Source organism: Bradyrhizobium brasilense (genome assembly GCF_029714345.1).
Classification (GTDB): Bacteria; Pseudomonadota; Alphaproteobacteria; order Rhizobiales; family Xanthobacteraceae; genus Bradyrhizobium; species Bradyrhizobium australafricanum.
The window spans coordinates 2090586-2103293 of record NZ_CP121669.1 but is presented as its reverse complement, the minus strand read 5'-3'; the positions used below and the strand labels follow the sequence as shown (position 1 = coordinate 2103293).

Here is a 12708-nt window from a genome sequence, read left to right as displayed (position 1 = left end):
GGATACTGGACACGCGGCCCGGCAGACGGTCGCGACCAGTGAGGGAACGCGACGGAGATGGCCAGGTTCATCGAACGCCATCCGGCCTGGGCGCTGATCGTGATCATCGCGGTCGCGGTGCTCGCGTGGCTGGTGTTCGCGATCTGGCCGCCGGGGCTGGAGGCCGCGATCGGCCGCAAGCGCGTGTTCCTCAACGCGGTGCTGAACGGCATCACGCTCGGCGGGCTCTACTTCCTGGTGGCCAGCGGCTTCACGCTGATCTTCGGCCTGATGCGCAACGTCAACCTTGCGCACGGCTCGCTCTATCTGTTCGGCGGCTATGTCGGCTACGCGATCAGCAGCTGGACCGGGTCGTGGCTCCTCAGCTTCATCATCGCCTTCATCGCGGTGGCGCTGGTCGGCGTGATCCTGCAGCTCGTCGTGTTCCGACGCATGGAGGGTCAGGATCTCAGGCAGACCATGGTGACGATCGGGCTGTCGATCGTGTTCGCCGATCTGATGCTCTGGGTGTTCGGCGGCGACTTCTACCAGATCCAGACCCCGAGCTGGCTGATCGGCCCGATCCAGCTGCCGCTGCTCACCGCGATCAAATCATCGGGCGAGCCGGTCTATCTGCAATACCCGTTGGTGCGGCTTGTGATCTTCGCCGCCTCAGTCGTGATCGGAATCGCGATGTGGCTGGCGCTCAACCGTACGCGGATCGGCATGATCGTGCGTGCCGGCGTCGACGACCGCGACATCCTGGCCGCGACGGGGGTACGGATCCAGCTGGTGTTCGTGCTGGTGTTCGCGCTCGGCGCGGGCCTTGCCGGCATTGCCGGCGTGGTCGGCGGCACCTTCCAGTCGCTGTCGCCGGGCGAGGATACGCGGTTCCTGCTCGCCTCGCTCGTCGTCGTGATCGTCGGCGGCATGGGCTCGATCTCGGGAGCGGCGCTCGGCGCCGTCATCATCGGCCTCGCCGAGCAGCTCGGCTCGGTCTACATCCCGACCTACGCCATCGTCGTCACCTTCCTGATCATGGTGCTGGTGCTGGCGCTGCGGCCGCAGGGCCTGCTCGCGAGGCGATGACAGATGTCGCTGCTCCAGAGCACCCAGTTCCGCCCCGACCCGTCCGCCGATGCGACCCGCCGCACCTTCATCCGTGCCTGGCCGGAATTCCAGAACCCGGCGGCCTGGCTGGTCGCGCTGATCCTCGTGATCATGCCGTTGATCGCCAACGGCTTCTTCCTGATCGAGATATTCGCCACCACGCTGATCCTCGGCATCATCGCGCTCAGCCTGATGTTCCTCGCCGGCTATGGCGGCATGGTCAGCCTGATGCAGCTCACCATCGCGGGCTTCGCCGGCTACATGGTCGCGGTCTTCGGCATCAGCGGCAACGCCAATATCAGCCTCGGCTGGCCGTGGTGGCTGGCAACCCCGATGGCGCTGGCGCTGGCGACGCTGTTCGGCACGCTCGGCGGCGCGCTCGCGGTGCGCACCGAGGGCATCTACACCATCATGATCACGCTCGCGATCGGCGCGGCGTTCTACTACTTCACCAACCAGAACTGGGCGATCTTCAACGGCCACACCGGCATCAACACCGTCGCGACGCCGCATTTCTGGGGCGTCGACTGGCGCGCCGATATCGCCTTCTATTATGTCACGCTCGGCGTCGCCGCGATCTGCTACTTCGCGGTCCAGTATGTCTCGCGGGCGCCGTTCGGCCTCGCGCTGCAGGGCGTCCGCGACAATTCCCGCCGCATGGCGGCGCTCGGCTTCAACCCCAATGCGCACCGCATCGCGGCCTACGCCTTCGCCGCCTTCATCGCCGCGCTCGGCGGCGTGCTGCAGGTCTGGAACTACCGGCAGATCTCGCCCGGCTCGGTCAGCGTCGGCGCCTGCATCGACGTCCTGATCATCGCCGTGGTGGGCGGCATCACGCGGCCGATCGGACCCTTCATCGGCGCGCTGATCTTCGTGCTACTGCGGACCTTCGCGCTCGACGTGCTGATCAAGTTCGGGCTCGACGGCAACCGCTTCCGGCTGCTGATCGGGCTCGGCTTCCTCGCCATCGTGTTCTGGTCGTCGGATGGCGTGATCGGCCTGTGGGAACGCTGGCGGCAGCGCAATGCATCCTCGACGCAACGTTCAGGCGGAGGCCGCCATGGATAGCGTCGCGCAGCGGCTGTCCGTGGTCGGCGCCGGCGCGGCGCTCGAGCTGCGCGGCGTGACAAGGCTGTTCGGCGCGCTGGCGGCGCTGACCGACGTCACCATCACGGTGCGGCCCGGCGAAAGGCGCGCGGTGCTTGGCTCGAACGGCGCCGGCAAGACGACGCTGTTCAACTGCATCACCGGCGACTTCCCGCCCTCATCAGGCACGATCCGCTTCTTCGGCGAGGACATCACCCAGTTCCCGCCCTATGAGCGCATCCGCCGGGGCTTACGTCGCACCTACCAGATCTCGGCGCTGTTCCCCGGCCTCACGGTGCAGGACAACGTCTACCTCGCCTGCCGCGGCGTCTCGCGCGGCCGGTTCTCGTTCCTGCGCCCGGGGCAGAACGATGCGCTGATGCATGCGACCGAAACGCTGGTCCAGGCGGTTCACCTCAGCGGTGTGAAGGACCAGCGCGTCGCCGAGCTTGCACATGGCCAGCAGCGGCAGCTCGAGATCGCGCTGGCGCTCGCCGGCGCGCCGCGCTTCATCCTGTTCGACGAGCCGGCTGCAGGACTGTCGCCGACCGAGCGGCGCGAGCTGATCGAGATCCTGACCTCGCTGCCGGCGCATATCGGCTACATCATCATCGAGCACGACATGGACGTCGCGCTGCGCGTGGTCGAGAGCGTGACGATGATGCACAACGGCCGCATCTTCAAGGAAGGCCTGCCGCGCGAGATCGAATCCGATCCCGAGGTGCAGGAACTTTATCTCGGAGGCGGCCATGAATGACCGCCGCGCCGCGCCCGCGCTCGAGGTGAAGGGCCTCGACGTCTATTACGGCCATTCGCATGCGCTGCAGGGCGTCGATCTCACGCTCGAGTCCGGCGTGTTCTCGGTGGTCGGCCGCAATGGCATGGGCAAGACCACGCTGTGCAAGGCAATCATGGGGCTGGTCCACGCCAGCGGCGGTTCGATCCGGATTCGCGGCGAGGAGGTCACACGGTTGAACCTGGCGCGGATCGCCCGGCTCGGCGTCGGTTATGTGCCGCAGGGCCGCCGCCTGTGGCGCTCGTTGACCGTCGACGAACACCTTGCGCTTGCCGGCGGCCTGCGGCGCGGCGCCTGGACCATCGAGCGAATCTACGACACCTTCCCGCGCCTCGCCGAGCGCAAGAGCAACGGGGGCAACCAGCTGTCCGGCGGCGAGCAGCAGATGCTCGCGATCGCGCGCGCGCTGCTGACCAATCCGCATCTCTTGATCATGGACGAGCCGACCGAAGGCCTTGCGCCCGTGATCGTCGCCCAGGTCGAGGACATGCTGCTGCGGCTCGGCGATGAGGGCGACATCTCCGTGCTGGTCATCGAGCAGAACATCGGTGTGGCGACGGCGGTGTCACGCAACGTCGCCATCATGGTCAATGGCAGGATCAACCGCATCATCGATTCCGCGCGCCTTGCAACCGACCGCGAGCTGCAGCAGCGGCTGCTCGGTGTCGGCACCCATGGCGCCGATGAGACCGATGTCGAGGCCACGCCGGCGAAGGCCAAAGCGGCCGGTGCCCCGCAACCGGAACGTAAGGGGCCGACCCGCATCTACGTCTCCAATCCCGTGCTGCCGACCCGTTGGTCGCAGGCGGTGCCGATCGCCCGCATCGAGGCCGCCGCCCGGACGCAATCCGCTGCCGTCACGCGTCTCGAGGAAACAAGTCGCTCGCGGCGCGAACCGACGACGTCCAGAACGTCGGGGCCACCCGTCGTGCTGGTCGTCGGCACGCTGGACACCAAGGGCGCGGAACTGCGCTTCATCCGCGATATCATCGCCGGCAGCGGCCTGCGCACCCGACTGGTCGACGTCTCGACCAGCGGCAAAGCGGCGAGCTGCGATGTCACCGCGCAGGAGATCGCACTCAACCACGGCCGCGGCGGTTCGGGCGTGTTCGGCGCCGATCGCGGCGCCTCGGTGACGGCGATGGCGGAGGCTTTCGAGCGATGGCTGCGTCGTCAGAGCAATATCGCCGGGATCATCTCCGCCGGCGGCTCCGGCGGCGCGTCGCTGGTCGCGCCCGGCATGCGCGCGCTGCCGGTCGGCGTGCCGAAGCTGATCATCTCCTCGGTCGCGTCCGGCGACGTCGGTCCCTATGTCGGTCCCGCCGACATCACCATGATGTATTCGGTGACCGACGTGCAGGGTCTCAACTCGATTTCGCGCACGGTGCTCGGCAACGGCGCTCATGCGCTGGTCGGCATGGTTAAGGCGCGGCTCGATGAGCAGGCCGGCAAGCAGCGCAGCGCAGGCGCGAACCTTCCGGCGATCGGCATCACCATGTTCGGCGTCACTACCCCGGCCGTGCAGAAGATCGCGGCCGAGCTGCGTGAGGATTTCGAGTGCCTCGTCTTCCATGCCACCGGCGTCGGCGGCCGCTCGATGGAGAAGCTGGTCGAGTCCGGCCAACTCGCCGGCGTGATCGACCTCACCACGACCGAGGTCTGCGACCTCCTGATGGGCGGCGTGTTCCCGGCGACCGAGGATCGCTTCGGCGCCATCATCCGCAGCCGCGTGCCCTATGTCGGCTCGGTCGGCGCGCTTGACATGGTGAACTTCGGCGCACCCGACACGATCCCGGAGCCCTATCGACAGCGCAAATTCCACATCCACAATCCGCAGGTCACGTTGATGCGTACCACGCCGGAAGAGAACGAGCGCATGGGCCGCTGGATCGGCGAACGGCTCAACCAGATGGACGGGCCGGTGCGCTTCTTTTTGGCCGAGGGCGGCGTCTCCGCGCTCGATGCACTAGGCCAGCCATTCTGGGACCCGGAGGCCGATGCGGCGTTGTTCCGCGCGCTGGAGCGCACCGTACGCCGGACCGGCAACCGGCAGATCATCCGCGTCAAGCGCAACATCAACGATCCCGAGTTCACCGCCGCCATCGTCAGCGCGTTCCGCCCCTTGCTCGGACGCGCCGGTGTGCGGCGGAGAGTAGCGAGGTGACCCATGGCCAGGTTTGAACGCACGGCGCTGTTGAAGAAGTTTCACGCCATGATCGCACGCGGCGAGCCGATCGTCGGCGGCGGCGCCGGCACCGGACTGTCGGCGAAATGCGAGGAGGCCGGCGGCGTCGACCTGATCGTGATCTACAATTCCGGCCGCTACCGCATGGCCGGCCGCGGCTCGCTCGCCGGACTGATGCCCTATGGCGATGCCAATGCGATCGTCGTCGAGATGGCCGGCGAGGTGCTGCCGGTCGTGACCAGGACGCCGGTGCTCGCCGGCGTCAACGGCACCGATCCATTCCGTGACATGGATGTCTTCCTCGACCAGCTCAAGGCGCTCGGCTTTGCCGGCGTGCAGAACTTCCCGACCGTCGGCCTGATCGACGGCACCTTCCGCGCCAACCTCGAAGAGACCGGAATGTCCTATGCGCTCGAGATCGACATGATCGCGAAGGCGCATGAGAAGAACATGCTGACCACGCCCTATGTGTTCAGCGAGCAGGAGGCTGCCGCGATGGCGATCGCCGGCGCCGACATCATCGTCTGCCATATGGGCCTCACCACCGGCGGCACGATCGGCGCGCAGACCGCGCCAAAGCTCGCCGACTGCCCTGCCCGCATCGAGGCCTGGGCCGAGGCCGCGCTCAGCGTCAATTCGAACATCATCGTGCTCGCGCATGGCGGTCCGATCGCGGACCCCGCCGATGCCGATTTCATCATGAAGCAGACCCGCAACTGCCACGGCTTCTACGGCGCCTCCTCGATGGAACGCCTGCCGGTCGAGCGGGCGCTCACGGATCAGGTTCGCAAATTCAAGGCGATCGGCGCGCGCTAGCCGCCGTGACCAAGGGAGGAAGAGATGTCGGGGATGCTGGTCGGTGAATTGATCCTCTGGCTCATCGTCGCAATCGTCGCGATCGTCATCATCGTCTATGTCGTGAACTGGCTGTATCACCGCTCGTCGAAGGAGGTCTCCTTCGTCCGCACCGGTTTCCTCGGCGAGCGCGTGGTGATCAATGGCGGCGCCTTCGTGCTGCCCTTCATCCACGACTACACGCCGGTCAACATGAACGTGCTGCCGATGGGGATCGTGCGCTCCAGGCAGGACGCGGTGATCACCCGCGACAGGATGCGCGTCGACATCGAGGCCGATTTCTACGTCCGGGTTCAGCCGACCCGCGAGGCGGTCTCGATCGCCGCTGCCACGCTCGGCCGCCGCACCATGGAGCCGCAGCAGCTGCACACCCTGCTCTCCGGCAAGTTCATCTCCGCGATCCGCTCGGTCGCCTCCGAGATGACGATGGAGCAGATGCACGAGCAGCGCGGAGACTATGTCGCGCGCGTCAAGGCCAATGCCGCCGAAGCGCTGGCGCAGAACGGCCTCGAACTGGAGTCGGTCGCGATCACCGATCTCGACCAGACCGACCTCGAATATTTCAACCCCTCGAACCGCTTCGACGCCGAAGGCTTGACCCGCCTGATGGAGGACATCGAGGCCAAGCGCAAGCTGCGCAACGACATCGAGCAGGACTCGATGATCAAGATCCGCTCCCGCAACCTCGAAGCCGAGCGGCAGGCGCTGGAGATCGAGCGCGAAAGCGAGACCGCCCGCCTCGAGCAGGAACGCGACATCGAGATGCGCCGTGCCCTGCAGCGCACTGAGGTCGCCCGCGAGCGCGCGCTGCGCGAGACTGAGTCGGAGCAGGCCCAGATTGCGGCGCGCGAAGCCATCGAGAAAGCGCGGATCGCCAACGAGCAGGCGATCACCGAAGCCCGGATCGCCTCGGAGCGCGAGACCCGGCACAAGGAGATCGAGCGGACGCGGGCGGTTGAGGAGAAGGAGCTGCTGGCCCGCGAGGAGATCGAGAAGGTCCGGATCGCCAACCAGCGCTCGGTCGACACCACCCGCATCGCCTCCGAGCGCGAGGTGCGCCAGCGCGAGATCGAGCGGATGCGCACCGTCGAGGAGGCCGAGATCGCCGCTCGCGAGGCGATCGAGAAGGCCCGGATCCAGCAGGACCGCGTCGTCACCGATGCCCGCATCGCCAATGAGGAGGAGACCCGGCGCCGCGAGATCGAGCGCACCCGCGCGGTCGACGAGGCCGAGATCGCCGCCCGCGAGGCCACCGAGAAGGCGCGGATCGCCCAGACCATGACGGTCAATGTCGAACGCATCTCGTCCGACGAGCGCACCCGCGCGCTGGAGATCCAGCAGGTCCGCACCATCCAGGAAGCCGAGATCGAGGCGCAGAAGGCGGTCGAGGCCGCCCGCATCGCGCGCGAGAAGATGCTGGCCGCCGAGCGCATCGCCGCCGACCACACCACGCGCAAGCTCGAAATCGAGCGCAACCAGGCGGTCGAGATTGCCGGGATCAGTGCCCGCGAAGCCACCGAAGCGTCGCGGATCGCCCAGGAAGAGCACGTCCGGGCGCTCGAGATCGCGCGCACCCGCGCGATCGAGGAAGCCGATATCGCCTCCCGCGAGGCGATCGAGGCGGCGCGGATCTCGCAGGAGAAGTCGGTCGCCGCGCAGCGCATCCGCGCCGAGCGCGAAACCCGCGGGCTCGAGATCGCGCGCACCGAGGCGATCGAGGCCGCCGAGCTGAAGCGCCGCGACGCCATCGAGCGGCAGCGCATCGATGTCGAGCTGACGTTGGAGAGTGAGCGGATCGCCTCCTCCAGGACCCGCGAAGTGCTCAACATCGACCAGAAGAAGGCGATCGAGCTCGCCGACGAGGAGCGCGTGATCGCGCTGGCCGCCAAGCGCTCCGAGCGGATCGATGCCGACCGGCAGGTCCGGCAGGCCGAAATTGTGGCACGCAAGGACATCGACACCACCGACGTCTCGCGCGAACAGGCGCTGGAGGCGGCCCGGATCGAGCGGCGCCGTGCGATCGAGCAGCTCGAGGTCGCCCGCAACCAGTCGCTGCAGGAGGCCGAGATCGTCGCCCGCGAGGAGGTCGAGCGCGCCCGCATCGCCTCCGACCGTGGCCTCGACGAGGCCCGCATCGGCCGCGAGCGCGAGCTGCGCAAGCTCGAGGTCAACCGCGAGAAGGATGTCGAGACCGCGCTGATGGAAAAGGCCATCGCGCTGCATCAGAAATCACTGGAAGAATCCGCGGCACGAGCCGCGGCCGAGGATGCCCGGATCCACGCCACCGAAGCGGCCGAACGCGTCGTCACCGCGCGCGAAAGCGAGATCGCAAAGCGGCGCAAGACCGTCGAGGTGCTGCTCGCCGAAAAGCAGGCCGAGGAAACCAGGATCGCAGCCGGGGCCGAACGGGTCCGTGCCACGGTCGAGGCCGAGGCGCAGCGTCTGCTTAACGAGGCCGAGAACGTGCTGACCGATCAGGCGCGCTACTCGCTGTTCCGCCGCAAGCTGCTCGACCGGATCGAGGGCATCGTGCGCGAGAGCGTCAAGCCGATGGAGAAGATCGAGGGCATCCGCATCCTCCAGGTCGACGGCCTCAACGGCAACGGGCATGGCAACGGCACCGGACGCAGCGCCACTGACGAAGTGATCGACTCGGCGCTGCGCTACCGCGTGCAGGCGCCGCTGATCGACTCGATCCTCTCGGATATCGGCGTCGAAGGCGGCAGCCTCGCCAAGATGCCCGGCCTGATCCGCGAAGCCCGAGACATGCAAGGCATCAAGGACTCCGCGCGCAAGAGCGGCGGCGAGGCCAAGCCGGCGGCGCCCGAGGGCGGCGGCGAGCCGGCGCGACCTGAGCGCACGCCGCGCAAGAAGGACTGAGCTCACGCCATGGCACGGGTTTACATTTCCACCGTCGTCAACGCCCGCAACGACCGGGTCTGGGCCCGCGTCCGCGATTTCAACGGGCTGCCGAACTGGCATCCCGCGATCGCCGAAAGCCGGATCGAGGGCGGCGAGCCCTCCGACAAGATCGGCTGCGTCAGGGATTTCCGGCTGCGCAACGGCGATCGCATCCGCGAGAAGCTGCTCGGGCTGTCCGACTACGACATGTTCTGCACCTATTCGATCCTGGAATCGCCGATGGGCGTCGAGAACTACGTCGCGACGCTGCGGCTCACGCCGGTCACCGACGGCGACCAGACCTTTCTGGAATGGACCGCCGAATTCGACTGCGCGCCGGAACGCGAGGCGGAGCTCGTCAACAATATCGGCGGCGGCGTGTTCCAGGGTGGCTTCGACGCGCTGAAACGGGCGTTCGGGGGATAGGCCGTGCCGCATATCGTCAAGAGCACGATCCTGGATGCGCCGACCGATGCGGTGTGGGCCGTGCTGCGCGATTTCAACGGTCATGACCGCTGGCATCCGGCGGTCGCAACCAGCGGCATCGAGCGCGCGCAGCCGTCCGACAAGATCGGCTGCGTCAGGCGCTTCAAGCTGAAGGACGGCGCCGAGCTGCGCGAGCAACTGCTGGCGCTGTCCGATCTTGAGCAATCGTTCAGCTACTGCCTGCTCGATACGCCGATCCCGATGTTCAACTACGTTGCGCATGTCCGCCTGCTGCCGGTCACCGATGGCGACCGCACCTTCTGGCACTGGGAGTCGCGCTTCACGACGCGGACCGAAGACAGCGAGCGCATCACGCAGATGGTTTCGGAAGACATCTACCAGGCCGGCTTCGACGCCATCCGCCGGCATCTGAAGGAGGCCGCGTAAGCGGAGAGCACCATCATGCCAGTCACGGTGAAGACCTTCACCAGCACCCATGACGCCGCGGCGGCGCTGTCGTCGGATCGCAGCGCCCGCTATCTCGGCGGCGGCACGCTGGTGATGCGGGCGCTGAACGAGGGCGACGTCTCGATCTCGACCATCGTGCGCGCCAGCGACCATGCGATGACACGGATCGATGCCACGGGCTCGCGCATCACGCTCGGCGCCGGCGTCACCTTCGCTCGCATCCTGGCCGAACGCGACCTCGCCTTCCTGCACGCCCCGGCGCGCTCGATCGGCGGACCGGCGGTGCGCAACATGGGCACCGTCGGCGGCAACCTGTTCGCGCCGGTGCCGTATGGCGACTTCACGGTCGCGATGCTCGCGCTTGATGCCACCGTGTCCGTCCAGGGCGGCCTCGGCGGACGCGAGATCCCGATCGAGGAGTTCCTGCAATCGCGCGACCGGCAGGCCGGATCGCTGGTGCTGGCGATTTCGTTTGCCAGGCCCGGCAGCATTGACGCCTTCCGCTACCGCAAGATCGCGCGGATCAAGCCCAAGGGCGGCGCGGTGATCACGCTCGCGGCGCACCTGCCGGTCAACGGCAGCCGCATCGTCGGCGCCCGCATCGCGCTCGGCTCGATGGCGCCCACCCCGATCCGCGCCCGCGCCGCCGAGCGCGCACTGGAAGGCCGCGCGCTCGACGCCTCCACCATCAGCGCCGCCGCCGCGGCAGCGGTCGAGGGAACGTCGCCCGGCGACAATGCGCTCGCCAGCGCCTGGTATCGCCGCGAGATCGTCGGCGTGCATCTACGTCGTCTGTTGTCCGGTCAGGAATAAATCGTGATGGCCAAGACTGCCCTTCAATTCCAGCATAACGGCCGTGACGTCGCGATCTTCGTCGACGGCGGCACCAACCTTCTGGTCGCGCTCCGCGAACTGATCGGCGACATGACGCCGAAATTCGGCTGCGGCCAGGGCGGCTGCGGCACCTGCAGCGTGCTGATCGACGGTGAGCTGCATCTCTCCTGCCTGACGCTCGCTGAAACGGTCGCCGGCCGCTCGGTCGAGACGCTCGACGGCATCAAGGACGGCCCCAATCTGCACCCGCTGCAGCGCGCGTTCGCCGACAATTTCGCCGCGCAGTGCGGCTACTGCACGCCGGGCATGCTGATGGCCGCGAAGGCGCTGCTCGACCGCAATCCGCAGCCGAGCCGCGCCGAAGTGGTCGAGGCGATCTCCGGCAACATCTGCCGCTGCACCGGTTACGAGCCGATCATCAACGCCGTGCTATCAGCCGCTTCCGGCGGCCGGGCGCGTGCGTAAGGGAACAGTGCCATGCTGGAATTGCGCAAGGACATCTTCGCCGACGAGCGCGACGACAATCTGAAGGAGATCGGCAAAGGCACGCAGCGCCAGGATATGCTCGGCCATGTCACCGGCACCTCGCCCTATTTCGATGACCACAAGCTGCAGGGCATGCTGCATCTGAAGGTGGTGCGCAGCGCGCATCCCCATGCAAGACTCCGCCGCATCGACATCTCGGAGGCCGAGCGGTCGCAGGGGGTCCGGCGCGTGATCCGCGCCTCCGACGTGCCGCGCAACCTGAACACGCTGCTCAGCCTGATCAATTTCGGCAAGGACGACGAGCCCTCGCTCGCGGTCGACAAGGTGCGCTACAAGGGCGAACCCATCGTCGCGATCGTCGCCGACAGCCCGCGCGAGGCCTATGAGGCCATCGCAAAGGTCAAGATCGACTATGAGCCGCTGCCGGCGGTGTTCGATGTCGAGGACGCGCTGAAGGCGGGCGCGCCCGTGGTCAACGAGGTCTATCCCAAGAACACCTTCACCTATCACGAGACCTATGATCACCAGCAGCTGCGCTTCGGCGACGCCGACCGCGCGCTCGCGACGGCCGACCATGTGCTGGAACAGCGCTACCAGATGTCGCCGATCGAGCACGCGCCGACCGAAACCAACGGCTCGATCGCAGCTCCCGACACCAACGGCCGCTACATCGTCTACACCTCGACGCAGGCGCTGTTCTTCTCGGTCGACACCTGCGCGAAGATCCTCGACGTGCCGTCCAACACCTTCCACTTCATCGGCGGCACGGTCGGCGGCGGCTTCGGCGGCAAGGTCGATACGCTGACCGAACCGCTCTGCATCCTCGGCGCAATGCTGACCGGTCGCCCGGTGCGCTACGTGTTCGGGCGCGAGGAGGAGATGCAGTACGGGCCGCCGCGTGGCGCCGAGCGGATCTACATCAAGGATGGCGTGATGCGCGACGGCCGCGTTGTCGCCCGCAAGGTGCGCGCCTATTTCGACAGCGGCGCCTATACGCGGCTGTCGAGCTATGCGGCGGTGAAATGCGCCGCCCATCTGCCCGGCCCCTACACGATCCCGAACGTTCATGGCGACGTCTACTGCGTCTTCACCAACCGGACGCCCGCGACCGCGATGCGCGGCTTTGGCGTCACCGCGATGGATTTCGCCATCGAATGCCAGATGGACAAGCTCGCCCATCTTGTCGGCATGGACCCGATGGAGTTCCGGATCCTCAATGCGTATCGCGACGGCGACATGAAGGCGCACCGCCGCGAGGCCAAGAACACCGCGCTGATCGAATGCGTGCAGGTCGCAGCGGAGAAGGCCAAATGGCCGCTCCGCGAAGACTTCAAGCGGATGTCGTCGCGCAAGGATGGCGGCGGCGCGCGCGCCGCGGTGACGCCGACCCCGCGCGAGGCACATGCGCCGCCGGCCGCACCGTCCCAGCAGCGCACGACGTATGACCGCGCGCCGGCCGCTACCCGCGAGCCGCCGCCAACGCCCTCTTCGCCGCCGCCGTCACCTCCGCCACCGCGGCCGGCCGCACCGTCGCATGGCGCCACCCGCTTCTCTTCCGTCTTCGGCACCAGGAGGCGCTGAC

At 67.4% G+C, this 12708-nt stretch carries 11 protein-coding genes; all 11 read left to right on the top strand.

All coding sequences use genetic code 11. From position 1 onward, the window contains the following. Positions 1-57: 57 nt before the first annotated feature. The 11 genes from QA635_RS09710 to QA635_RS09660 are packed head-to-tail and all read left to right on the top strand — an operon-like array spanning position 58 to position 12707. Positions 58-1068 carry a branched-chain amino acid ABC transporter permease gene (locus QA635_RS09710; RefSeq protein WP_283068537.1) on the top strand — a complete coding sequence of 337 codons (1011 nt, stop codon included), beginning with the start codon at positions 58-60 and terminating at the stop codon, positions 1066-1068. Positions 1069-1071: 3 nt separating this feature from the next. Then, positions 1072-2157, top strand: a complete 1086-nt coding sequence (locus QA635_RS09705; RefSeq protein ID WP_283068536.1) for a branched-chain amino acid ABC transporter permease — start codon at positions 1072-1074, stop codon at positions 2155-2157. Continuing rightward, positions 2150-2932, top strand: coding sequence for an ABC transporter ATP-binding protein (locus tag QA635_RS09700; RefSeq protein ID WP_016847809.1), 783 nt, complete (start codon positions 2150-2152; stop codon positions 2930-2932). Before QA635_RS09705 ends, QA635_RS09700 begins: the two co-directional genes overlap by 8 nt. Next, on the top strand, positions 2925-5135 hold the full coding sequence (locus QA635_RS09695) for an ABC transporter permease (protein ID WP_283068535.1): 2211 nt from the start codon (positions 2925-2927) through the stop codon (positions 5133-5135). Before QA635_RS09700 ends, QA635_RS09695 begins: the two co-directional genes overlap by 8 nt. A 3-nt stretch (positions 5136-5138) precedes the next feature. Next, positions 5139-5972 carry a phosphoenolpyruvate hydrolase family protein gene (locus tag QA635_RS09690; protein WP_253607030.1) on the top strand — a complete coding sequence of 278 codons (834 nt, stop codon included), beginning with the start codon at positions 5139-5141 and terminating at the stop codon, positions 5970-5972. A gap of 24 nt (positions 5973-5996) precedes the next feature. Beyond that, the gene (locus QA635_RS09685; protein ID WP_283068533.1) at positions 5997-8891 is read left to right on the top strand and encodes a flotillin family protein; all 2895 of its coding nucleotides are present in this window, start codon (positions 5997-5999) and stop codon (positions 8889-8891) included. A gap of 9 nt (positions 8892-8900) precedes the next feature. Next, on the top strand, positions 8901-9338 hold the full coding sequence (locus QA635_RS09680; protein ID WP_283068531.1) for an SRPBCC family protein: 438 nt from the start codon (positions 8901-8903) through the stop codon (positions 9336-9338). Positions 9339-9341: 3 nt separating this feature from the next. Next, a complete protein-coding gene (locus QA635_RS09675) occupies positions 9342-9785 on the top strand; it encodes an SRPBCC family protein (RefSeq protein ID WP_050387585.1) in 444 nt (147 codons plus the stop codon). Between the two features lie 15 nt (positions 9786-9800). Then, on the top strand, positions 9801-10619 hold the full coding sequence (locus QA635_RS09670) for an FAD binding domain-containing protein (RefSeq protein WP_283068528.1): 819 nt from the start codon (positions 9801-9803) through the stop codon (positions 10617-10619). 6 nt (positions 10620-10625) lie between these two features. After that, positions 10626-11105, top strand: a complete 480-nt coding sequence (locus tag QA635_RS09665; protein ID WP_028333320.1) for a (2Fe-2S)-binding protein — start codon at positions 10626-10628, stop codon at positions 11103-11105. A gap of 12 nt (positions 11106-11117) precedes the next feature. Then, positions 11118-12707 carry a xanthine dehydrogenase family protein molybdopterin-binding subunit gene (locus QA635_RS09660; protein ID WP_283068526.1) on the top strand — a complete coding sequence of 530 codons (1590 nt, stop codon included), beginning with the start codon at positions 11118-11120 and terminating at the stop codon, positions 12705-12707. The last annotated feature ends 1 nt before the right edge of the window (position 12708 follow it).